Origin of the sequence: Brachybacterium sp. AOP25-B2-12, from assembly GCF_052378625.1 — a bacterium.
GTDB lineage: Bacteria > Actinomycetota > Actinomycetes > Actinomycetales > Dermabacteraceae > Brachybacterium.
Map to the genome: position 1 here is coordinate 120,249 of NZ_JBQSXW010000004.1, position 22,974 is coordinate 143,222.

Consider the following 22,974-nt stretch of genomic DNA (forward strand, 5'->3'; position numbering starts at 1 on the left):
TCAGCCGGCGCGGACGCTCAGCGCCGAGCCGTCGTCGCCGGATCCCGGCACCGGGAGGGTCGCGAGGAGCGGGCCGCTGCCGTCGGCATCGGCGGGCTGCTGGATCCAGGCGCCGCGCACGACGCCCGGATCGTCGGGGACGATGGTCAGCGCCGCCGGACGGCCGGAGGCCGCCGTGAGCCCGCTCGAGTCCACCGTGGCGGTCCGGTCCGCCGTCAGCTCGATCCGCACCGGGGTGCCCGCCGAGCCGTCCGCGCCCACGGGGATCACGGTGACCCCCGTGTCGCTGTCGGCGGTCAGCGCGAGGGCGCCCGTGGGGCCCTCCCCGGGCAGGGCCAGCAGCGAGCCGTCGGTCAGGGGCGCCGCCGGCACGGCGATCGCCGTGTCCACGGGGGCGCCCACGGTGTCCCCGGGGAGGTCCTGTCCCGCGACCGAGGAGCGCACGGCGGTGATCAGCTCGGTGTCCGCGGAGACCCGCAGGGTGACGTCGCCGGGCGTGGTTCCGGTCAGGGGCACCGCCACCAGCGTCCCGGCGGGGATCTCGACACCGGTCTGCGCCGCGACGGCGATCGGACCGGCCGCGCCCTCCACGGCGAGGTCCGCGACGGCGTCGCGGGATCCGGGGTTCAGCAGGAGCGCGACGGCGTCCCGGCCGGCGGCGACCCGTACGCCCGGCAGGACCGGGTCGGTCGCGGCCGTGGGCTGGGGGGTCAGGATCTCCGCGCCCTGGGGGGTCAGGCCCTCGCGCGCCGTGGTCTGCAGGTGCATGGCCAGCGGCGCCCCGGTCGAGTCGACCTGCACTCCGAGCTCGGACTCCCCCGGGACGAGGGACTCCAGCAGGACGGTCTGCGTGGTCCCCGGGGGCACGACCACCCGGCTGCCGCCGGCGAGGTCGACGGGGCCGTCGGCACCCCACGCCCGGATGCTCGCGGTCGCCGGTCGGGTGCCGGGGTTGGTCAGGACGAGCGCCGAGCTCGCGCCGGTGGTCGTGCTCGCCCCGAGGAACGTCGCCGAGACCGCAGGGGTCGTGCAGCGCGCGAGGGTGAGCGAGCGGTAGTCGCCCTGGGCCGTGGTGGAGGACTGCACCGTGTCGGCGACGACCTCCGCGCCCTCGACGGTCACGGAGGCGGCCGCACGGGTGCCGTCGGCGGTGAGCACCGCGTCCCCGAGCGTGCCCGTGGCCGGCTCGGCGCCGAGCGCCGTGCCGTCGGGGTCGGTCGCGGAGATGGTCGGGACGATGGGGGTCCCGTCGGCGGCGATCGCCGTCGAGCTGGCGGCGGTGCGCCCGAACAGGAGCGCGGAGTCGCCCTGGAGCGCGACCGATCGCAGGGAGACGGCCGGGTTGGGCGGGACGAGGGCGAGGGCGCTGTCGCCCCCGGTCTCCAGGAGCTCCTCGGGGATCGTGAGCGGCCCGGGGCAGATCACGCCGGATGCCACGGGGGTCGCCTCGGCGGTGCCGCGCTCGGCGATGGTGGCGCCGGGGGCGGGGACGAGGGCGACGGCGGTCGCCGCCCCGGCCACGGGCAGCAGGCTGAGGACCGCGAGGATCCCCCGGACACGTGCGGTCATGATCCTCCTCCGGCCGGGCCCGTCGGCGACGTCGCTGCGCGCTGCGTGGCGGCGCCCGGCGTCGGTGCGGTCTGCGCTGCGCCGTCCTGCGTCGAACCGTCCGACGTCGTTGCGTCCGCCGTCGAGCTCTCCGGCGTCGTCGCATCCGCCGTCCGGGGTCGCGTGCCGGTGCGCAGCGTGCGTCCGCGCCACGGGACGGCCAGGAGCAGCGTGATGAGCACCGCCACGGCCAGCGCCGCCTGCGCACCGGGGGTCCACCACGGATCCCGGTCGATCACGACGTCGCCGGAGACCCCGGCCGGCACGACGAATCCCTGTGCCCAGCCGTCGACGAGGGTCCTCTCGAGCCGGTGTCCGCCCACGGTCGCCGTCCATCCCGCCTCGCGGCGCTCGGAGAGCACGATCGTGCGCGTCGTCGAGGACGGGTCGAGGTGGCCCGAGGCCAGGATCAGGTCGCTGGGCAGGAGGGTGCTGTCGTCCCCGCCGCCGTCCGCGGCGGCACGGGCACGGGGGGCGATGACCCGCCAGAGGCCGCCCTCGGCGTTCTGGGTGACCTTCTCCAGCAGCGGCGAGCGGTCCAGCGCGGCGACGAGCTCGGGATGGTCGGCGGCGGCGCCGGGCACCACCACGTACCCCACTGCGAGCGTGCCGAGCGCCTCGGAGGCGTCCTCGGAGCCTGCGACGAGCTGCGAGGTGCCGGCCAGCAGGGCACGGCTGCCGGGATCCGCGTCGAGGGAGGAGCGCTCGGAGTCCTCGGCCTGGCGGGCGGCGACCACGGCCGCGTGCTGGACCGTGGAGTCGCCGCCGTCGACCACGAGGGAGGCGACGACGGATCCATCGCCGTCCGGCTGGTCCTGGGTCAGCACGAGGGTCCGCAGGCGCGCGTCCGACCTGCCCTGGTCCGCCGCCGCGGCGGGGATCTGCGGGGTCTGCCCGCGCGTGAGCTCGAGGGCGCCGGGCAGGGCGAGCGTCCAGCCGATCACGGTCACGGCGGTCGCCGCGGCGACGACGGCGGCGGCGACCGTCGTCAGCACGCGGCGCGTGCGCCCCATGGTCCCGTCGCGCCGCGCCAGGGCGTCGAAGGTGCACCCGGCGCCCAGCAGCACCGCCAGGAGCGCCGCGGACTGGAGCAGGTGGGTCGGGGCGGTGAGGACCGTGTCGCCGCGGACCCCGACGGCCACGTGAGCGCACAGCACCGCCAGGGCCAGGCACACGCCCGCGAGCACGAGCGCGATCCGGCCGGCGGTGCCTGCGGCCCCGGCCAGGAACGGCGCGACCAGGGCACCGAGGACGACCGGGGCGAGCACCAGGACGGGCAGCAGGGCCGCGACGTCCGCGCCGACCCACGGTGCCGCCACCGACCAGGCGGGGGCGCCCGCCGGCCACAGCCCCCACAGCGCGGTCGCCGTGGGCCGTGCGACGGCGACCCCGGACTGGGTGCTCATCGCCAGGAGCGTGCGCGGGGCGTCGAGATAGGTCGGGAGGTACGGGGCGTGGAGGGCCAGCGAGGGCACCAGCACCCACAGCAGGCGCAGTCGGCGGCCGGGCACGACGATCGCCACGAGGGCCAGCGCGAGGGCCACGAGGAGCACGAGCACGGGCTGGACGGCGCCGATCACGAGCAGCACGAGGCCGCCTGCGGCCGCGGCGGAGATGCTCGCCTGGGAGACCTTGTGGGGCAGGCCCACGGCGCGGCCGATCGCCAGCGCGAGGACGGGCAGCAGCACATGGCCCACGAGCACCGACCAGCGCCCCTCCGAGAGCGAGGCCAGGAGCGCCGGGGCCAGGGCCCACGCCACCGCGAGCACCAGACGAGCGCCCACGGCGCGGGTCAGCGCCCCGGCGGCCCACCACGCGGCCAGCGCCGAGAGCGGGATGGCGCCCAGCAGGATCACGTCGGTGGGCGCCGCGCCGGACAGCGGCAGGTGCCCCAGCAGCCGCACCAGCGGGTCGGCCGCCCCGCGGGCCCCGAGACCGGTGGGGACCCAGTCGGTCCACGCGGCCTGCCACCCGGTGCGCCAGTCGTCCGGCAGGGGCACGAGGGCCGGGCCCACGAGGTCCCCGCCCCCGATCAGACGGCGCAGCGACAGAGCCGTGAGGGCGATGCTCACGAGGGCGACGGCCAGGGTCCAGGTCCCGTGGCGGCCGTAGTCCGCGTCCTTCATGCCATGCGTGGTGCCGGCGATCCCCCACGTGGTCCGGCGGATGCGCCGGGAGCGCTCGTCGTCGGCGAAGGTCGCCGTCCAGGCCGCCTCGAGGCGGCGCCGCACCGCTTCGCGGCGCGAGACGAACAGCGGCGCCAGGCGCCTGCGGGACGTCCGGGCGCGGCGGGCCGCCCGGACGGTGCGGCGCAGGAGAGCAGGGGCGCGCCGCATCGCACCGGCCCAGGCGATCGGCTCGTCCAGGAGCCCGCGAGGATGATGCGTGACGACGGCACCGACCATCCGCGCGAGGGTCTCCAGCGGCAGCAGGAGCACGTGGAGCACCACGAGCGGCCAGGCGGAGATGGCGAGGCGGGTGAGGATCTGGCCGCACCGATGCGTGCGCGGGTCCCCGATGAGGTCGGGATCCCGGGAGGGACCCAGCACGTGCGCCGCCGGGACGACCGCGACCCGGGCGCCGCGCCGCCAGACCCGGTGGCACAGCACGATCTCGGCCCACGGCGCGGTGAGCGCGGGGTCCAGCCCACCGGCCGCGCGGTACAGCTCCTCCCGGACCAGCATCCCGGCCAGCGGCACGGCCAGGACGTCGGCGCGCCAGTCGAGCTGGCCCTGGTCGATCTCCCCGACCTCGATGCCGGTGACGATGCGGGCACCGTGGGTCAGGGTCAGCCCGACGTCGACGAGCCCGTCGGCGTCGTCGGCGGTGCGCACCGCCGGCTCCGGCACGGGGTCCTCCGCCGAGGACGGCGCCTCGCGCTCCCAGCGCTGCGCGGCGCCGACGACGGCCACCAGCTCGTCGGAGGCCGCCGCGTCGAGCTCGAGGGCGAGCGCGCGGGGCCCAGGGGCGCTGTCGGCCGGCACGAACCACAGCCAGGACTGCTCGGGCTCGTCGGGGTCGAGGCCGAGCTCGGGCAGGGCGCGCAGGGCGGTGCGCACGGCACCGGAGAGGGATGTCGAGGTGGCGACGTCGAGGACCTCGTCGATGCCCTCGCGGTCCCCGAGGGCGCGGTCCCGGTCCGCCGGGTCGACGGAGGGGGTGGCGCGGGGCCAGCGGAGCACCAGCACGCGATCGGCGCGACGCTCCTGCTCCCCGAGCGCCCGCAGGGTCCGCACGAGGGTGTCGTCGTGGTCGCCCTCGCGGACGAGGACGAGTGCGGTGACGATCCGGGAGGTCACCGGGCGTTCGCGAACGAGGCCGGGACCACGGTCACGCCCGGCGCTTGAGCTTGCGGCGCTCGCGCTCGGAGAGCCCGCCCCAGATCCCGAAGCGCTCGTCGTGCTCGAGGGCGTACTCGAGGCACTCGGCGCGGACGTCGCACGAGACGCAGACCTTCTTCGCGTCGCGCGTGGAGCCGCCCTTCTCGGGGAAGAAGGCCTCCGGGTCCGTCTGCGCGCACAGGGCGCGCTCCTGCCACGAGGGCTCGGCGACGTCGTCGGCCCCGCCGATCCCGGTGAGGCCGAGGAGGGGCAGCTCTCGCCGGTCGGTGTCATCCGGACGGTTCTGGTCCATGATGGACGGCCTCCTGCATGACGGTGACTGCTGGACGTTCGGTCCCGACGCGCGAGCGGCCCTGACGGGCACCTCCCGCGGGCGGGGTTCGCAGTAAAGTACACCCGTGTAACTCCCTGCCGTCAAGCGGGAGGGGGCTCTGCGGACGCCGCTGTGACGACCTCCGCGCAGCGGCCCGGGTCGCCGATCGCGACGAACCGGACACGCCGGGCGCGAGTGTCCTCCCGGGGCGCGGCCGCCCGATCGACCCGACCCGGAAGGGCACTGGTGGACCCCATCGCGCGCATCGACCCCACGGCGCACCCCGACCCCGCGAGCCCTGTCACGACGGCGACGACGGTCCAGATCATCCCCGTGACGGGACTGCCGGAGGTGCGCACCGGCACCGACCTCGCCGCGCTCCTCGCGACGGCCCTGGGCCCGGAGGCTCCCACGCCCCTGCGCGACGGCGACGTCCTGTGCGTCTCCTCCAAGATCGTCTCGAAGGCGCGCGGCCTCGTGGCCGATCCGGCATCCAAGGCCCAGCACCTCGAGGCGGCCACGGTCCGTCGCGTCGCACGGCGGCGGCACGGGAGCGTCGTCACGAGCATCGTCGAGACCGTGTCGGGTCCCGTGCTCGCCGCGGCGGGGATCGACGCCTCCAACTCCCCCGACGGGATCCTGCTCCTGCCCCCGGACCCCGACGCGGAGGCCGCGGCGCTGCACGCGGCGCTGGGCGGTGCCCTGGGGGTGCATCTGGGGATCGTGCTGACCGACACCTCCTCGCGGATCTGGCGGGTGGGCGTGGGCGACATCGCGCTCGGCGCCGCGGGCGTCCGGGTCCTGCAGGACCTGCGCGGAGAGCTCGACGACACCGGACGGCAGCTCGGGATCACCGTGCGGGACCTGGCCGACGAGCTCGCGTCCGCCGCCGACCTCGCCAAGGGCAAGGCCACCCGCTCCCCCGCCGCGATCGTCCGCGGCGTCCCCGGCGCGCTCGTCGGGTCCGCGGCCCCGCCTCGGCACGCGGCCCCCTCCGGGCACACGGACCCGGCGGAGGTCGCGGACCCGGGCGCCCGCGCCCTGAACCGGACAGGCCCCTCGGACTGGTTCCGTCGGCCCAGCCTCGAATCCGTGTGGCAGGCGCTCGGCGTCGCCGCGGAGGACGAGCCCGTGGCCGCGATGGACGTCGAGGACGACGAGGTCCGGATCGCGCGGGCCCTCGAGATCGCGAGGGCCGTGCCCACCTCCGCCCGTGCCCATCGGGGACCCGACGACGCGATCACGGTGACCCCCGCCGGGAGCTCCCCCGCCGCCTGGGCCGCGGCCGGCGCCCTCGCCGAGCGGATCCGCACGGCCCTGCGCGCCGAGGAGATCGCGGCACCCCTGACCCCCTGCTCCCCGACCGTCCAGCTCACCGAACCCGGAGGACCCCGGAGATGACCGGCCCCTCGCCCGCGCGTCCCGACGCCGCCCTGCCCGCCCCCCTGCTCGCGGCGCTCGAGGACCTCGGTCCCCGGCCCGCCCTGATCTGGTACGGCCCGGACGGGCGCACCGAGCTGTCCGGGCATGTCCTGGCCAACTGGGTGATCAAGGCCATCGGCCACCTCGCCGACGAGATCGATCCCGCCCCGGGCGAGGACCTGGTGCTGGACCTCCCGGCGCACTGGAAGCGCCTCGTGCTCGCCCTCGCCGGATGGTCCCTCGGGCTGCGCGTGAGCATCCTGGACGAGGGCGCCGCCGGCGCGCCGGGCGCCCCCCGGATCCTGGCGACCGACCACTCGGGCTCCGCCCGGGCGGGCCAGGCCGACGAGGTGCTGGCCCTGGCCGCCCTCTCGCTGTCGCTGCGCTTCCCCGAGCCGCTCGCGGCCCTGCAGCGGGACTGGGTCCAGGAGGTGCGCGCGAGCCCCGACGTGCTGCAGGTGCCGACGGCCGCCTGGAGCGGCCCCGCCCCGGTCCCTGCGGCGCCGGGCACGGCGGTGCTGCTCACGGCCGACGGCACCGGCTCCGATGCCCCCGCCGCGCTGGGGGCCTGGCTCGCGGGATCCCGGGCCGTCGGCCCGTCCGCGGCGCTGGATGCGGCGACGGCACGGTCCGAGGGCGTGCCGGACGCCTGAGCCGCGCGGCCCGCGCAGCAGGTGCCGTGCCGCACCCGGCCCGCGGGGCCGGGTCGCGAGAGGCCGGGTCACGAGAGGCCGGACATGCCTGCCTCCGGCTCCCGGGAGTCCGCCTCAGCTGGCGCGCAGCGTCGCGACGGCCTCGGTCGGGTCCCCGTCGAAGATCACGACGCCGCGCCGCAGCACGACGATCCGCGTGCAGAGCTTCTCGAGCATGTCGAGCTCGTGCGAGACGACCACCATCGTGCGCCCGGCGTGCTGGAGCTCCCGGATCCGCGCGAGGCATTTCTTCTGGAACGGCTCGTCGCCGACCGACAGGATCTCGTCGACGAGGAAGATGTCGGGCTCGGTGTGCACCGCGACGGAGAACGCCAGGCGCAGGAACATGCCCGAGGAGTAGTACTTCACGTCGGTGTCGATGAACTCCTCGATCTCGCTGAACGCGACGATCTCGTCGAACTTCTCGTCGATCTGGGCCTTGGTCATGCCGAGGATCGCCCCGTTGAGGTACACGTTCTCGCGTCCCGAGAGATCCGGGTGGAAGCCCGCGCCGACCTCGATGAGGCCCGCGACCTTGCCGCGCAGCAGCACGCGGCCCGCATCGGGGAACAGGACGCCCGAGATGGTCTTGAGCAGCGTCGACTTGCCCGAGCCGTTGAAGCCGATGAGGCCCACGGTCTCCCCCGCGCGGACGGTGAGGTCGATGTCGTCGAGGGCCGTGAAGGTGTCCCGCAGCTTCTTGCGCTGCAGGGCCGAGAACACGAGCTCCTTGAGGGAGTGGTCGTGGCGCAGGCTGAAGGTCTTGGTGATGTGCTCGACGCGCACCATCTCGCGATCGGAGACGGGTGCGGGCGTCTGCCCCTGCGGGGTCACGGCGGTCGGGGTCATCACAGCTCCTGGGCGAAGCGCCGCTTGGAGCGCTCGAAGACGACGGTGCCGATCACGAAGGTCGCGACCGCGATGAGCAGACCCGCCCACCACAGGCCGTAGGGCTCACCGGGGGCCATGAGCCCCGGGTCCGGGGGCAGACCCTGCGCGGGGTCGCCCACCTCGATCCGATCCACGACGGCCGGTGTGTAACGCCAGAACGCCACGTGGAACAGCTCGACGACGATCGTGATCGGGTTCAGCTGGTACAGGGTCCACCAGATCGTGCCCTCGATCTCCGCCTTGACCATGGTGATCCGGTAGAGCACCGGCGAGAGCCAGGTGGCCACCATGACGATGAGGTCCACGAAGTTCTCGACGTCGCGGTAGGCGGCGTTCAACGCCGCCGCGAGCATCCCGAGGCCCATCGTGAAGATCAGCAGGATCGCCATGCCCAGCACGAACGCCACGAGCGCCGTGAAGGAGGGCAGCCAGCCCGCGATGAGCGCACCCACGATGAGCACCAGCATCTGCGGCACGAAGTGGATGAGCGCCACGATCATCGAGGACCACGGGAACAGCTGGCTGGGCAGGTAGATCTTGGCCACGAGCGCGCCGTTGCCGCTGATCGAGCGGGTCGCGTTGCCGAACACCTCGCCGAAGAGGTTCACGACGACGATCCCGCTGAACAGGTACACGGCGTAGGCCGGCGTGCCCTTGGACATCTGCAGGAACACGCCCAGCGCGATGTAGAAGACGATGAACTGCACCGCGGGCTTGACGTAGCTCCACAGCATCCCCAGCGCGCTGCCGCGGTAGCGGACCCGCAGCTCCTTCTTCACCAGGAGCCGCAGCAGGAAGCGTTCCCTGACCGGGTTCAGCCATCCGGCGTCCTGCCCCGGCGTCTTCCACCCCTCGGCGCGCTCGGCCCGCGAGGGCCGCGTCGCCGACGGCCGCACGTCGACCTCGCTCACGCGGACGGGCTCCCCTTCGTGTCGGTGCCGGCGGCGCCCGCGGACGTCGCGTCGTCCTTCCCGGGCCGGACCGGCGCGGGGTTGTCGCGGAAGGTCTTCTCCCACGCCTCGAAGCTCGTGAGCTCGGAGGCGGCATCGCGGAACTGCTGGCGCAGCTCGGGCCAGCGGCGGTGCAGCTCGACGTGGGTCGAGACGGCCTGGCCGAGCATCTCCCGCACGCGGCGCGGGTCGCGCTTGTACCAGGCGACCTGGGTGCCCTCGGCGTTGGAGACGAGGGCGCTGTCGTACTTGGCCAGACGCCACCAGCGGGCGTCCTGATGGGGGATCGTCGCCTGGGGGTTGCGCTCCGAGCGCTCCGTGACGGGCTTGGCGAGCTGCTTGACGAGCGTCTTGACGGTCCACACCGGGAGGGTGCTGCGCTGGGGCTCGTAGTACGGGCGGCCGCGGTGCGGGGGCCTGTCGACGTGGATCTCCGGGAAGTCCTCGGCATCCTTCTTGGCCGTCGAGTCGTCGAAGTCCCGGGCGAGCCCGCGGATCTCGGGCAGCTTCGTGCCGATCTCCTCGTGCAGGGACCCGGGGCCGCGCAGGGCGTCCCGCTGGGCCAGGAGGCGCCCGGCCTCGGTGTAGTACTGCATCGAGATGAGGTGCTTGACGTCCATGAACTGCGACTCGCGCACCACGCGACCACCGCGGGGGTACTGCGAGTGCAGCAGCGCGGTGATGATGCGGTTGCGCTCGTGGAAGTAGGCCTGCCAGCCCACGAGATCGTCCTTGTCGGCCCAGCTGACGTGCCAGACGCCCGCGCCGGGCAAGCTCACCGTCGGGTACCCGGCCTTCTTGGCGCGCAGCCCGTACTCGGCGTCGTCCCACTTGATGAACACGGGCAGCGACAGACCGATCTCGCGCACGGCCTCGGTGGGGATCAGGCACATCCACCAGCCGTTGTAGTCAACATCCGCACGGCGATGCAGCCACGGGGTCGAGCGCAGCGGACGCAGGCCGAAGTCGTGGCCGAGCGCGCCCTCGCCGTGGGGCAGCGCGGGCTGGATGCGCCAGGGGTCCACGACCTCGCCGAAGGTGTGCAGCACCGAGCGGTTGTTGAGGTCGAACATGTGGGCGCCGACGATGGTGGGCCGGGTCGCGTAATCGGCGAACGTCACCAGGCGCAGCAGCGACTCGGGCTCGATGACGATGTCGTCGTCGCAGTTGACGACGTACGTCGAGCGCTCGGCCTGGGTGGCCTCGTACATGCCGCGCGAGAAGCCGCCGCTGCCGCCGATGTTGCCCTGCTCGATGATGGTCAGCTGGTCCCCGAGGGACTCCTGCAGCGGCGCGAGCTCCTCGGCGTGGTCGTTCAGGCGGTCCGAGCCCTGGTCCACGACGTACATCGTGTCCAGCACCTCGCGCAGCGCCGGGTTCTGCTCGATCGTGCGGATGTTCTCGAGGCAGTACTCCACCTTGTTCATGGTGGTCATGGCGATCGAGATGCTGCCGGTGGTGCGGGCGAGCGCCGCGTCGGCGGTCCACTCGGCCGAGGCGACCGTGAAGGCGCGCGAGCCCGCGTAGACGTCGAACCAGTACCAGCCGCCGTCGCCGAAGGCGGTCAGCGGCAGATCGAACTCGGTGCGGGTGGTGCCCGAGACCTGCGCGAACTCCTGACGCTGGATCGAGCCGCGCGCGCTGGAGCGGTAGACCACGATCTGGCCGCGGCCCGAGGTGACGATCGACAGGCGCACCGCGCGCACCGGCGTCCAGCGACGCCAGTAGCTCGCGGGGAACGCGTTGAAGTACGTCCCGAAGGAGCGCATCTGGTGCGCGGGCACGCGCACGCTGTGCCGCTCGGAGAGCTCGGACACATCCACCTGCGCGGTGCTGGCGCCGGCGTGCTCGCTGCGGCTCGGGGTCTCGGGAGCCGCGTCGTCGCCCCCCAGGCCGAAGCTCGCGGTGTTCGCGCCTGAGCGGGCGCTCGTCTGCTCGATGTACAGCGGCACGATGTCCGGGGTCGCCTCGAGCGGCAGGATCAGGCGGTGCAGCAGGCGCCGCGAGGGATCCGGCTCGGCGGTGGTGTCGGCGGTGTCGGGGACGACGGGCGTCTCAGGGGCGGTGCTCATGGTTCTCCTCAGGCTCGCAGAAGGTCGGCCAGCTTGTTGTCGGCGACGGACAGCGCCGAGCCGATGGCCATGTGCATGTCGAGATACTTGTAGGTGCCCAGGCGACCGCCGAAGATCGTGCGGGGCTCGGCCTCGGCGAGCTCGCGGTAGGCCAGCAGGGTGTCGCGGTCGGTGGAGTTGTTGACCGGGTAGTACGGCTCGTCCTCGCGGCGCGCGAAGCGCGAGAACTCGCGCTGGATGACCGTGCGGTCGCCGGGATAGTCGCGCTCGGGGTGGAAGTGGCGCGGCTCGATGATCCGGGTGAAGGGGACGGACTCGTCGGCGTAGTTCATGACGGAGGTGCCCTGGAAGTCCCCGGTGGCCACGTGCTCGGTCTCCAGGTCGATCGTGCGCCACTTGAGGTCGCCGTGGGCGTAGTCGAAGTAGCGGTCGATGGGGCCCGTGTAGATGACGGGCAGCTGCCCGCGCACGGCGTCCTTGTTGTAGGGCTGATCGGGGTCGAAGAAGTCGGTCGACAGGCGGACCTCGATGTCCGGGTGATCGGCCATGCGCTCGAGCCAGGCGGTGTAGCCCTGGGTGGGCAGGCCCTCGTAGGTGTCGTTGAAATACCGGTTGTCGTAGGTGTAGCGCACCGGGAGCCGCGAGATGATCGAGGCGGGCAGGTCCTTGGGGTCCGTCTGCCACTGCTTGCCCGTGTAGTGCTTGATGAAGGCCTCGTACAGGGGGCGCCCGATGAGCGAGATGCCCTTGTCGTTGAGGTTCTCCGGGTCCGTCCCCGCGAGCTCGCCGGCCTGCTCCGCGATGAGCGCCCGCGCCTCGTCGGGCGAGTGCGCCGAGGAGAAGAACTGGTTGATGGTGCCCAGGTTGATGGGCATGGGGAACACGACGCCCTGGTGGTTCGTGTACACCTTGTGGACGTAGTTCGTGAACGTCGTGAAGCGGTTCACGTAGTCCCACACGTGCTTGTTGGACGTGTGGAAGAGGTGCGCCCCGTACTTGTGGATCTCGATGCCCGTCTCCGGATCCGCCTCGGAGTAGGCGTTCCCGCCGATGTGGTCGCGACGATCGATGATCGTCACCTTCGCGCCGTGCTCGGCCACGGCGCGCTCGGCGATCGTGAGGCCGAACAGGCCGGAGCCCACGATGAGGAGGTCAGGAGTCGCCACGGCGATGTCCCTTTCGAGAGGTGGTCGAGAACGCGACAACCCTAGCCCAGCACCTCGTCGGCGGCGTCCAGCGCCTCGCGGGTGCCCCCGGGCGTGGGGTGGAGGTCACCCGCGGCGCTCCACGAGGAGTCGGTAGGCCAAGCGCCGGACGGTCCCGGGCACGAGCCGGTAGGCGGTGCGCCGGGCGAGGTTGCGCAGCATCTCGCGCCTGGTCGTCACGCGGTCGGCGTGGAAGATCCGCTGCAGGCGCACGTCGCTCGCGAGCATCCGCCAGCCGCCGCGGCGGGCGAACAGCGCCTCGTCGACCCGGTAGTCCACGAGCACCTCGGGGCGGTTGGCGCAGCGGGCGCCCGCGAGGATCATCCGCTCCCACAGCCAGTAGTCCTCGAGGTGGTCGAGCTCGCGGTATCCCCCTGCGGCGAGCGCGACCTCGCGCCGCATCATCACCGCGGGATGGTGGAAGGGGCTGTGCGTGGGCAGGTACGCGACGATCTCCTCGTGGGTCAGCGGCCTGTGGCGCAGGGGCCCGGTGCCCGGTGGGACCTCGTCGGAGAACTCCTGCAGGGTCGCCCCCAGGAGGTCCGCACGCCCCGAGGCGACCTCGGGCAGCTGGAGGGCGAAGCGTTCGGGCCGGCAGAGGTCGTCGGCGTCGGCCCGGGCCACGATCGCGTCCGGCGCCGCGACGAGCGCGTCCTGGAGCACGGGGGCCAGACCCCGATGTGCCTCGTGCCGCTGCACCAGCGCGGGGCCGAACACTCCGGCCCCGACCTCGTGGACCACCTCCTCGAGCGGCGCGGGGAGCGGGCCGTCCACGGCCAGGACGAGCGTGGACGGGCGCAGGTGCTGCTCGAGGGTCGCCGAGGCCAGGGCGGCTCGCGCCCGGTCGGCGCGATCCCCGCTCCACAGCGGGACGATCACGCTGAACGCCGCGTCCGATCCCGCCTGCGCGTCCGGCCCCGCGGGCGCGTCCGAGGACGCCGCGCGAGTCATCGGGCCGCCGCGCGCTCGAGCCTGCGGATCACCCCTGCGCTCTCGGGATCGGCCGCCAGCACGGTCGCCGAGGGCCTCGGCCCGTGGCGCAGGGCGTCCACGAGCCCGCGCAGCCCCACCCGCAGGAGCGAGTCGTCCCGGGTGCGGGCGAGCATCGTGAGCCAGCCCAGCACTGTCCGTCCGCCGTACAGCACCCGCTCCAGGGCCGTGAAGGACCGGGTCCGCGTCAGCGCCCAGAGGCGGTTGCGCACGTCGTAGTAGAAGCGTCCGCCGGGAGAGGCCTGCGCGGTCGAGGCCACGGCCGTGCGGTGCTCGACGATGCTCCCGGGCACGTGGATCCCCCGGCCCGCGCGCAGCAGGCGGGCGGTGTGCTCGAAGTCGTCGGACCAGATGAAGTAGTCGGCGAAGGGCAGGCCCAGGCGGCGCACGTCGTCGGCGTTCAGGAGCGCCGAGACGTAGCTCGCGGTGCGGATCGGCCGGCCGTGGGCGGCGGCGGCATCGGCCCGCTCGGCGCGCGAGGCGCCGAGCCGGGTGCGGGCCCGGTTCATGGGGTGGTCCGTCCCGTCGGTCCACACGGCACGCGAGGACAGCACCGACAGGCGCACCGGGGAATCCGCGAGGGACTCCAGGAGCGCGGCCAGGGCGCCCGGGCGCGGGATCGTGTCGTCGTCCATCACCCAGACCCAGTCCGCCCCGCTCACGGCGACGGCCCGGGCGATCCCGGCGGCGAAGCCTCCCGCGCCGCCGACGTTGCGGTGCAGGTGGACCACGTCCGCGCCGATCGGATGGGAGTCGGCGACGGTTCCCGAGAGGTCCGTCGAGGCGTTGTCCACGACGACCACCGCGTCGGGGCGACGGTCCTGGGCCGCCAGGGCGTCGAGGCACGCCGCCAGGAGCTGCTCCCGGTTGTACGTGACGACGACCGCGACGACGCGGTCCGCCCGGGCGTCCTCGTGCGGGCCCTCGGCCACGACGGTGTTGTCCTGACGGGTCATCGGCGCTCTCGTCTCCTTCGTCGGGTGGCAGCGGGGTCGCCGGGGCGACCCGCCGCAGTCTACGGAACGCGGGGAGCCCCGTCCGGGACCGTCGGCCCCACCGCATGCGAGGGGTCTGTGACGATCCGCGCCGGAGGCGCGGGGACGTGGAGGCGCCGGGGTAGCGTGTCCCGTGCTCGGCGGGGTGTGCCCGCGCACGATCGACGGAGGGCGACCGCAGTGGACGAAGGCCGCAGGGACTCTGCAGGGGGCGACGACGCCCGCGCCCCGGGGGCACCGCGCCCGCGCCCCGGAGCCCCTCGACGGCCCTCGCGGACTCCCGCACGCAGTCGCGCCCGGGAGGGCGGCTCGGCCCGGGCGGTTCCGCCGTCCGGCACCTCGGGCCCGCGGTCCGGCGCCCCGGGCGCCGCGGACGAGCGCCCTCGCGGGGTGCGCCACCGCGCCACGCCCCCGGCCGGCACCGGCCGCCCGGACCCCGTCGCGACCCGCGTGGACCTCCGTCCCGTCGACGAGGACGCCCCCGCCTCCGCCGGTGGAGCGCGGACCGCGCGCGGACGCGCCCGACGCTCCACCCCCACCAGCCGCACCCTCTCGAGGATCCCGCGCCCGCTGCGGCTCGGCGCGGCGGCCCTCGTGCTCGTGCTGCTGGTGACGACCGCGTGGTTCACGGGGCTGGCCGTGTGGGCCAACGGCCGCATCGAGCACGTCGACGCCCTGTCGGACAAGGCCGACACGCCCGGCGTCACCTACCTGATCGCCGGCTCGGACCGCCGGGGCGGCGCGGTCGCCGACGACGGCACCACGGGTGAGCGCGCCGACACGCTGATGCTCATGCACAAGGCGCCCAACGGCCGCACCTATCTCGTCTCCCTCCCCCGCGACACGCTCGTGGACATCCCCGACAAGGGCACCCACAAGCTCAACGCCGCCTACGCTCTGGGCGGCCCCCAGCTCCTGGTCGCGACCGTCGAGGGGTTCACGGGGCTCAAGATCGACCACTTCGTCGAGATCGGCTTCGACGGCGTCGAGCAGCTCGTGGACGCGGTGGGCACCGTGAACCTGTGCCTGGACCAGGACGTCGACGACCCCAAGTCGGGGCTGAAATGGACGAGCGGCTGCCACGACACAGGCGGCGAGCAGGCGCTCGCCTTCGTGCGGGCCCGCTACTTCGACCCCACCGCGGACCTCGGCCGCCAGAAGCGCCAGCAGCAGTTCGTCTCCGCGCTCATGAAGAAGGTCATGACGCCCGGTGTGCTGCTGAACCCCGTCGCGCAGGTCAAGCTCGCCGGGGCCGGCACGGGGGCGCTGCGCACCGACTCCTCGACCGGGATCGTCGACCTGGGGCAGATGGCGCTGGCGATGCGCGCGGTGATGAAGGACGGCACCACGATGGAGATGCCGATCAAGGACCCCGACTACAAGACCAAGCGCTCCGGCGTCGCGATCCTCACGGACGACCAGCAGATCGCGACGTTCTTCGGATCCATCGGCGACGGCTCGGCCGAGCCGCCCGCCAAGACCGGCTGAGAAGGGCCGCGGCGACCCGTCAGCGGAACAGCATGTCGATGACGATGTTCACCGAGTTCAGCAGCGACTGCCCCTTGGAGCGCGAGTAGTCCGTGTAGAGGATGTGCACGGGGTGCTCCCGGACGCTCAGGCGATGGTGCCCGATCTCCTGGACCAGCTCCGAGGCGTGCGCCATCCGGTTCTGCTCGACGGTGATCACCTCGCACGCGTGACGTCCCAGGACCCGCAGCCCGTTGTGGGCGTCGGTGAGCTTCACGCCCGTGGTGAGGTTCGTGTACCAGACGGCCCCCCGCAGGACGATCCGCTTGAGCAGGCCGGGCCTGGTGCGCCCGTCGAGGAAGCGGGAGCCGAGCACGACGTCCACCCCGGTCTCCTCGCGCAGCGTGATCATCGCGGACGCGTCGTCGACCTGGTGCTGGCCGTCGGCGTCGAACGTCACCACCTGGCGCATCCGCGGATCCCGCAGCGCGTAGTCGATGCCGGTCTTCAGGGCGGCGCCCTGGCCCATGTTGTACGGGTGGCGCACGACGACGGCGCCGGCCTCCGCGGCGATCTGCGCCGAGGCGTCGGAGGAGCCGTCGTCGACGCACACCACCAGCGGGTACCGCTCGCGCAGGGCACGGATCACGTCGCCGATCACGACCCCCTCGTCGAAGAGGGGGACGACGAACCAGGTGCTGTCGGCGCCCGGGGCGTCGCTCATGCGTGCTCCTCGCGTGGTGGGGCGGGTGATCGGGTCGCGGACCGGACCGACGTCCGGCGCGTTCCCGGACCGGAAGGATAGCCTGTCGGCATGCGTGCGGCCCTGCGGCCGCCACCCCGAACCCCGCCCGCGATCCCGCGGACACGAAAGGTGCAGTGCGTGAAGACCACCGTCGTCGCTCTCGGAAAGATCGGCCTGCCGCTGGCCGTCCAGTTCGCCTCGAGCGGGCACGACGTCGTCGGCGTCGACGTCAACGAGCGCCAGGTCGAGGCGATCAACGCCGCCCGGGAGCCCTTCCCGGGCGAGGCGGAGCTCGCCGAGCGCCTGGCCGAGCTCGTCCCCGCCGGGCGCCTGCGCGCCACCACGGACTTCGCCGACGCCGTGCCCGGCGCCGAGGCGATCGTCGTCGTCGCGCCCGTGTTCGTGGACGACGCGACCTGGGAGCCGGACTTCCGCTTCATGGACTCCGCGACCCGCAGCATCGCCGAGAACCTGACGGCAGGCACCGTGGTGATCTACGAGACGACCCTCCCGGTGGGGACCACCCGCACCCGCTACGTGCCGATGCTCGAGGAGATCTCGGGCCTCACGGAGTCCGAGGACTTCTTCGTGGCCTACTCCCCCGAGCGCGTGCTCACCGGTCGTGTCTTCGCGGACCTGCGCAAGTACCCCAAGCTCATCGGCGCCTTCACCCCCGCGGGCACCGAGCGCGCCCGCGCCTTCTACGAGAGCGCCCTGCAGTTCGACGAGCGCCCGGACCTCCCCCGTCCCAACGGCGTCTGGGACCTGGGGATCCCCGAGGCCGCGGAGCTGGCCAAGCTCGCCGAGACCACCTACCGGGACGTCAACATCGCGCTGGCCAACGAGTTCGCGCTCTTCGCGCAGGACCACGGGATCGACATCTATCGGGTCATCGAGGCCTCGAACTCCCAGCCCTACAGCCACATCCACCGCCCGGGGATCGCCGTGGGCGGCCACTGCATCCCCGTGTACCCGCGGCTGTACCTCTCGACCGACCCGCATGCCGAGACCGTGCGCGCGGCCCGCACGCTGAACGCCTCGGTGCCCGAGCGCCTCGTCGAGCGCGCCGACGCCCTCCTGGGCGGGCTCGAGGGGCTGCGCGCGGTGGTCCTCGGCGCCGCGTACCGCTCCGGCGTCAAGGAGACCGCCTTCTCCGGCGTCTTCCCGACCGTCGAGGCCCTGCGCCGCCGCGGCGCCCAGGTGTTCGTGCACGACCCGCTGTACTCCGACGAGGAGCTCGCAGCCCTCGACTTCGCGGCCTGGCACCCCGGTCAGGAGGCGGACCTCGTGATCGTCCAGACCGACCACCCGGAGTACCGGGAGCTGTCGGCCGCCGACGTCCCAGGCCTCCGCCTGCTCGTGGACGGCCGCAACATCACTGCTGCCGCGCGGTGGCGGGGCGTGCCTCGGATCGTCCTCGGCGACGGCGCGGCGACCGACACCCCCGGGACGGGGGCCTGATCCCCGTGGGCGGCCTCGGCGAGCTCCTCGCGGTCGGCCCGGGGCTGCCCGCGAGCCGCACGCTCATCATCCAGATCGTCCTCATCGCGCTCATCGTGGGGATCGCGGTGTGGCTCTCGGTGCGTCGCGGCGCCCGCCAGCTCGCCGTCCGTCGCCTGCTCGTCATCGCCTTCGCGCTGTTCGCGGTGGTCGCGGTCATGGTGCCCTCGCTCGTGACCCGGGCCGCGCACCTGCTGGGCGTCGGGCGCGGCACGGACCTGCTGCTGTACGCGACGATCGTCGTGCTGCTGGGCTTCCTGGCGCTCCAGGAGGCGCGAGCCAAGGGCGAGGAGAAGCGCACGACGCACCTCGCCCGGCGCCTGGCCCTCGACGAGGCCGAGACCCCGGTGCACTTCCGGGAGCGGGTGCTGGCCGGCACCGCGGGCGCGGACCCGATCGCTCCCGTCACGACGCACGAGGCCGCGACGCCCCCGCTCACCACGCCCCCGGCTCCCTCCCCGCTGACCCCGCCGCGTCGACCCCAGGCGGGCCCCGTCGCATGATCGCTCCCCTCCCCGGGCTCGCGTGGCTGCTCGCCAGCGGGTCCCTGGTCCTCGTCTGCGTGTACGTCCCCTCGGCGCTGGCCCTGCGGGTCCTCGGCGCCGGTCGGCTGCTGGCGGCGGCGCTGGCGCCCGCCGTGGGTGCGGCCGGGGCGGGGGTCGCCGCGATCCTCGCCGCGGTGATCGGCGTGCGCTGGTCGCTGCTGCCGTTCGCGGCCTGCATGCTGGCCCTCGTGGCCCTCGCGGCCGGTCTGCGCGCCCTCGGCGTGCGCCTGCCGGGCCGCGCCTCCCCCGCGGACCCCGAGCACCCCGAGCACGGCCCGCTCATCCAGGGGGTCCCCGGCGCCCGCGCGTGGCTCGGTCTCGCGGCCGCCGTCGCGCTCGTCCCGCTGGCGATCGCCCTCGGCCGCCCGGACGCCGTGCTGGAGCGCTGGGACACCCTGTACCACCTCAGCGCCCTTCGCTTCATCCGGGACACCGGCGACGGCTCGACCCTGCACCTGGGCACCATCTCCAACACCGAGGGCAAGGCCGTGGCGTACCCGGCGGCCTTCCACGACCTCGCCACGCTCGTCCCGGCGGCGCCCATCGCGGTGCTGCTCAACGCCGCGGCGACGGTCCTGGCTGTGGTCCCCTGGGTACTCGGGATCGGGATCCTGGCACGCGTGCTGTGGCCCGAGCGCCGCTGGGCGCCGCTGGCGGCGGGGATCGCGGCGCTGCTGGCCCCCGCGACGCCGGTCGACGAATGGATCCACCTCTCGGCGATCCCCAACCTCGTGGGCTTCGCGATGCTGCCCGGGCTCCTGGCCGCCGCGCTCCTGCTGTGGCAGCGCCTCCTGGAGCGCTGGGAGGACACGGCCCGCTTCCCCGTGCGGGCCGCGCTCGCGGCGGTCCTCGTGCTCGCCGCCGGGGGGCTCGGGCTCGCGCTGCTGCAGCCCAACGTCGCGGTCATGGCGCTGCTGCTGCTGGCGGTGATGACCGCCGTGACCGGGGCACGCCGGATGCGGGCGCATCCCGCGCTCACGATCGTCCCCGTGCTGTGCGTGCTCCCCGTGCTCGTGATCACCTTCTCGCCGCTGGCCTCGATGGTCACCGGTTTCGTGGGCGGACTCGTCGTGCCCTGGTGGACCGCCGTGGGAGAGGTGGGACTGGGCCTGCTGACGATCTGGCCGATGGCCATCGGCGTGGTCCTCGCGGCGCTGTGGTGGCCGGGACTGGTGGGCGCGTGGCGCGGCCCGGCGCGGTGGCTCGTGCCCGCGTGGATCGTCGTCGTGATCCTGTACCTCGACGCCGCCGTGGACTCCTCGCTGAACCTCTCGGTCCTGTTCTACCGCGGCCAGGACCGCATCGCCATGCCGCTGACGATGCTGTCGTGCCTGCTGGTGGTGCCGGGGATCGCGCTGTGGTCCTCGGCGCTGTCGCGGTGGCGTGCGAGCGCCCCCCGGGCCATGGCCGCCGTGCTGACCGTCGCGGCGCTCGTCGCGGCCGGCAGCACCGTCGCCCCGCGGCTCGAGCAGGCGCGGCTGAACGCCGACATCGACCAGGTGGGCCGCCCGCGGTTCCTCCAGAGGGACGAGATCCAGGCGTGGGACGAGGCCGCCCCCACGATGGACCCCGATGCCGTGATCCTCGCGAGCCCGTTCTCGGGCGCGGCGCACCTGGGGGCGATCCATGACCAGAAGGTGCGGTTCCCGGTCGCCGGCATGGGCCTGACCACCGCGGACCGCCATCTCATCTACTCCCTCTCGGGCTCCAACGGCGAGGTGCCGCTGGCGCAGCAGTGCGACCTGCTCCACGCGCAGGACATCGGCTACGTGTACGTCGATCGCCGGGACTACTCCTGGTCCTCGACCTTCGACCAGATCGACCGCATCGACCCGCGCCTGGGCACGGTCGTCTTCGAGACCTCCCATTCGAAGCTCCTGAAGATCGAGTGCACCGGGACCTCCTGAACAGCACCGGCCCTCGCGCCGGGGCCAGGGGTGCGCCTCAGCGCCCGCGCCCGGCCTCGATGACCGCCCGCGCGGCACGCTGGGCCGCGGTCTGCAGCGAGGCATGGTCCAGAGTCCAGCGGCGCAGGTGCGCGCCGTCGGGCCGGGCGGCCGCGTCCAGGGCCGCGAGCATCGCCGAGCTCACCGCCGGAGCATCGTAGGCGGTGGCCCAGCCCAGCCCGGCACCGTCCACGAGGTCCGCCGCGGCGCCGGTCCCCGCGTGGAGGATCGGGGTGCCCGAGGCGGTCGCCGCGTAGATCTTGGTGGGGAGCGCGAACTCGTACCCCTGCCCGGGGGTGATGGAGCTCAGCCCCGCGACGGCCCCGCGCAGCACCCGCGACACGTCCCGCGGCGCGAGGCGCCCGCGGAACTCGACGCCCTCGATGCCGCGCTCGGCGACCCGGCGGGCGAGCTCCTCCTTGCCGGTCCCCTCGCTGAAGAACAGCAGCCGCACGTCCGGGTGCCGGGCGCGGACGGCCGCGAAGGCATCGACGAACACATCGGCCCCCTGCCACTCCGAGACCGTGCCCGCGTACACGAAGTACCGTCCGGGCTCCGGGGAGGCCGGGCCCTCGGTGGTGAACGCCTCGGTGTCGATGCCGTTGCCCACCATCGTCAGCGACGGGCGCCGCCCGATGAGGGCCGCGACGCGGTCGTCGACCCCGGCGGAGATGGTGAGCACCCGCGAGGCCCGCCGCCAGGTCAGCGTCTCCATGAGCCGCACGGCGGCCTGCACGGGTCCCGGCACGCCCTCGACGCTCGCGGTGGCATCGGACCACACGTCGGCGGCGTAGAACACGGTGGGCACGCCCCGCAGCACCCCGAGGACCGTGGCGACCAGCCCCGTGGTGGGCGGCGGCTCGGCGACGATCACGTCGGGACGCCGCCGCAGCAGCAGGCGCAGCGCCAGGGGCACGTCGAAGCTCATGTACGAGGCGTAGCCGCGCACCTGGCCCTGATGGTCCCGCTTGACCGGGAAGCGCGACACGTGCCGCGCCCGGTCCGCGCCGGTCACCCGACGGGGCGGCCGTGTCGTCAGGACCGTGACCTCGCAGCCGGCGGCCTCCAGAGCCAGCACCAGGGCCTCCTCGCGGAAGGCCGCCGCAGCGGGCTCGGGCGTGAACACCCGCGTCGCGACGACGACGCGGGGGCGACGCCTCGCGCTCATCGCAGGGTCCCGGCGCGCGCGACGAGCTCGGCGATGACGCGCTCGGCGGCGTGGCCGTCGCCGTAGTGCTCGGGGCGCTCGCCCGCAGGACGGCGCCGCGTGACCGCGGCCGCGAGACCGGCCGGGTCCGGCACGAGCGCGTTCCAGCCGTCGTCGAGCGTCTCGACCCACTCGGTCTCGGTGCGCACGGTGGTGCACGGGACACCCAGCAGGTACGCCTCCTTCTGGAGGCCCCCGGAGTCTGTGACCACGGCGCGCGCCCGCGACACGGCGCCCACGAGCTCGGGATAGGCCAGGGGCGGGGACACGCGCACCGCGCCGCCCGCGAGCGGCACGCCGGCCTCGGCGGCACGGGCCACGAGGCGCGGGTGCGCCAGGAGCGCGACGGGCAGCGGGAGGTCCTGGAGCGCCGCGAGGATCGCCCGCAGCCGCACCGGGTCGTCGGTGTTGTCGGGACGGTGGAGCGTCGCGACGGCGAAGCCCTCCGGCGCATCCGCGTCGATGCCCTCCGGCAGACGCGGCGCCTCCTGCCGGACGGCGGCCGCGACCCGCAGGCACACGTCCGTCATGACGTCGCCGACGACGACGGTGCGGTCCCCGAGGCCCTCGGCCACGAGATGCCCGCGCGCGACCTCGGTCGGCGCCAGCAGCAGGTCGGAGGCGTGGTCGGTGAGGACGCGGTTGTGCTCCTCGGGCATGCGCCGGTTGAAGGAGCGCAGACCCGCCTCGAGGTGTGCCACCCGCAGGTGCAGCTTGACCGCCGAGAGCGTCCCGGCGAGCGTGGAGTTGGTGTCGCCGTAGACGAGCACCCAGTCGGGATCCTGCTCCTCGAGCACGGCGTCCATGGCGGCGAGCATCGCGCCCGTCTGCCGGCCGTGGCTGCCCGACCCCACCGCCAGGTTCACGTCGGGGGCGGGGATGCGCAGGTCCGCGAAGAAGGCGTCGCTCATCACCGCGTCGTAGTGCTGCCCGGTGTGGACGATGACGTGCTCGACGTCGTCCCTCCGGGCCGCGGCATCGGCGATCGCGGCGAGCTTGACGAACTGCGGGCGCGCACCCACGACGGACAGGATCTTCATGGGGCGTCTCCTCCGGGAGGACTCGGCGGTCGGGACGGACGGGCG

At 74.1% G+C, this 22,974-nt stretch carries 18 protein-coding genes; 6 read left to right on the forward strand and 12 right to left on the reverse strand.

Annotated features, from left to right (window positions below; genetic code table 11):
- From ACT3TZ_RS04540 to ACT3TZ_RS04550, 3 genes are read right to left on the reverse strand one after another with little or no spacing between them, the layout of a single operon-like run.
- On the reverse strand, positions 1-1,569 hold the full coding sequence (locus tag ACT3TZ_RS04540) for a DUF5719 family protein (RefSeq protein ID WP_444582203.1): 1,569 nt from the start codon (positions 1,567-1,569) through the stop codon (positions 1-3).
- On the reverse strand, positions 1,566-4,907 hold the full coding sequence (locus tag ACT3TZ_RS04545) for a hypothetical protein (protein ID WP_444582204.1): 3,342 nt from the start codon (positions 4,905-4,907) through the stop codon (positions 1,566-1,568). Before ACT3TZ_RS04545 ends, ACT3TZ_RS04540 begins: the two co-directional genes overlap by 4 nt.
- Before the next feature lie 31 nt (positions 4,908-4,938).
- Positions 4,939-5,241, reverse strand: coding sequence for a WhiB family transcriptional regulator (locus ACT3TZ_RS04550; protein ID WP_444582205.1), 303 nt, complete (start codon positions 5,239-5,241; stop codon positions 4,939-4,941).
- 267 nt (positions 5,242-5,508) lie between these two features.
- Between ACT3TZ_RS04550 and ACT3TZ_RS04555 the strand changes: the two genes are divergently transcribed.
- Together ACT3TZ_RS04555 and ACT3TZ_RS04560 are read left to right on the forward strand one after the other, a co-directional pair.
- Positions 5,509-6,663 carry a coenzyme F420-0:L-glutamate ligase gene (locus ACT3TZ_RS04555; RefSeq protein ID WP_444582206.1) on the forward strand — a complete coding sequence of 385 codons (1,155 nt, stop codon included), beginning with the start codon at positions 5,509-5,511 and terminating at the stop codon, positions 6,661-6,663.
- Positions 6,660-7,337, forward strand: coding sequence for a TIGR03089 family protein (locus ACT3TZ_RS04560; RefSeq protein WP_444582207.1), 678 nt, complete (start codon positions 6,660-6,662; stop codon positions 7,335-7,337). Before ACT3TZ_RS04555 ends, ACT3TZ_RS04560 begins: the two co-directional genes overlap by 4 nt.
- Before the next feature lie 114 nt (positions 7,338-7,451).
- On the opposite strand, the gene ACT3TZ_RS04565 is transcribed toward ACT3TZ_RS04560, so the two are convergent.
- From ACT3TZ_RS04565 to ACT3TZ_RS04590, 6 genes are all read right to left on the reverse strand, one after another.
- Positions 7,452-8,165, reverse strand: a complete 714-nt coding sequence (locus ACT3TZ_RS04565) for an ABC transporter ATP-binding protein (RefSeq protein WP_444582288.1) — start codon at positions 8,163-8,165, stop codon at positions 7,452-7,454.
- Between the two features lie 59 nt (positions 8,166-8,224).
- A complete protein-coding gene (locus tag ACT3TZ_RS04570; protein WP_444582208.1) occupies positions 8,225-9,178 on the reverse strand; it encodes an ABC transporter permease in 954 nt (317 codons plus the stop codon).
- Positions 9,175-11,289, reverse strand: a complete 2,115-nt coding sequence (locus ACT3TZ_RS04575; protein ID WP_444582209.1) for a glycosyltransferase — start codon at positions 11,287-11,289, stop codon at positions 9,175-9,177. The genes ACT3TZ_RS04570 and ACT3TZ_RS04575 overlap by 4 nt, the downstream gene beginning before the upstream one ends.
- An 8-nt stretch (positions 11,290-11,297) precedes the next feature.
- Positions 11,298-12,455 (reverse strand): UDP-galactopyranose mutase, encoded by a 1,158-nt coding sequence (gene glf / locus ACT3TZ_RS04580; RefSeq protein WP_444582210.1) that lies wholly within the window; start codon positions 12,453-12,455, stop codon positions 11,298-11,300.
- Positions 12,456-12,560: 105 nt separating this feature from the next.
- Positions 12,561-13,445, reverse strand: coding sequence for a glycosyltransferase (locus ACT3TZ_RS04585; protein ID WP_444582211.1), 885 nt, complete (start codon positions 13,443-13,445; stop codon positions 12,561-12,563).
- On the reverse strand, positions 13,442-14,440 hold the full coding sequence (locus ACT3TZ_RS04590; protein ID WP_444582212.1) for a glycosyltransferase: 999 nt from the start codon (positions 14,438-14,440) through the stop codon (positions 13,442-13,444). Before ACT3TZ_RS04590 ends, ACT3TZ_RS04585 begins: the two co-directional genes overlap by 4 nt.
- A 429-nt stretch (positions 14,441-14,869) precedes the next feature.
- Between ACT3TZ_RS04590 and ACT3TZ_RS04595 the strand changes: the two genes are divergently transcribed.
- Positions 14,870-15,967, forward strand: a complete 1,098-nt coding sequence (locus tag ACT3TZ_RS04595; RefSeq protein WP_444582213.1) for an LCP family protein — start codon at positions 14,870-14,872, stop codon at positions 15,965-15,967.
- 19 nt (positions 15,968-15,986) lie between these two features.
- Here ACT3TZ_RS04595 and ACT3TZ_RS04600 read toward each other — a convergent pair whose 3' ends face one another.
- Positions 15,987-16,670, reverse strand: coding sequence for a glycosyltransferase family 2 protein (locus ACT3TZ_RS04600; protein ID WP_444582214.1), 684 nt, complete (start codon positions 16,668-16,670; stop codon positions 15,987-15,989).
- A gap of 159 nt (positions 16,671-16,829) precedes the next feature.
- On the opposite strand from ACT3TZ_RS04600, the gene ACT3TZ_RS04605 reads away from it, so the two are divergent.
- The 3 genes from ACT3TZ_RS04605 to ACT3TZ_RS04615 are packed head-to-tail and all read left to right on the forward strand — an operon-like array spanning position 16,830 to position 20,643.
- Positions 16,830-18,152, forward strand: a complete 1,323-nt coding sequence (locus ACT3TZ_RS04605) for a nucleotide sugar dehydrogenase (RefSeq protein WP_444582215.1) — start codon at positions 16,830-16,832, stop codon at positions 18,150-18,152.
- A gap of 5 nt (positions 18,153-18,157) precedes the next feature.
- Complete coding sequence (locus ACT3TZ_RS04610) at positions 18,158-18,694, forward strand: DUF2304 domain-containing protein (protein WP_444582216.1); 537 nt, start codon at positions 18,158-18,160, stop codon at positions 18,692-18,694.
- Positions 18,691-20,643 (forward strand): DUF6541 family protein, encoded by a 1,953-nt coding sequence (locus ACT3TZ_RS04615; RefSeq protein ID WP_444582217.1) that lies wholly within the window; start codon positions 18,691-18,693, stop codon positions 20,641-20,643. Before ACT3TZ_RS04610 ends, ACT3TZ_RS04615 begins: the two co-directional genes overlap by 4 nt.
- A 37-nt stretch (positions 20,644-20,680) precedes the next feature.
- Here the strand turns inward: ACT3TZ_RS04615 and ACT3TZ_RS04620 are convergent, their stop codons facing one another.
- Together ACT3TZ_RS04620 and wecB are read right to left on the reverse strand one after the other, a co-directional pair.
- Positions 20,681-21,850 (reverse strand): glycosyltransferase, encoded by a 1,170-nt coding sequence (locus tag ACT3TZ_RS04620; RefSeq protein WP_444582218.1) that lies wholly within the window; start codon positions 21,848-21,850, stop codon positions 20,681-20,683.
- On the reverse strand, positions 21,847-22,929 hold the full coding sequence (gene wecB, locus ACT3TZ_RS04625; protein ID WP_444582219.1) for a non-hydrolyzing UDP-N-acetylglucosamine 2-epimerase: 1,083 nt from the start codon (positions 22,927-22,929) through the stop codon (positions 21,847-21,849). Before wecB ends, ACT3TZ_RS04620 begins: the two co-directional genes overlap by 4 nt.
- Between the last annotated feature and the right edge of the window lie 45 nt (positions 22,930-22,974).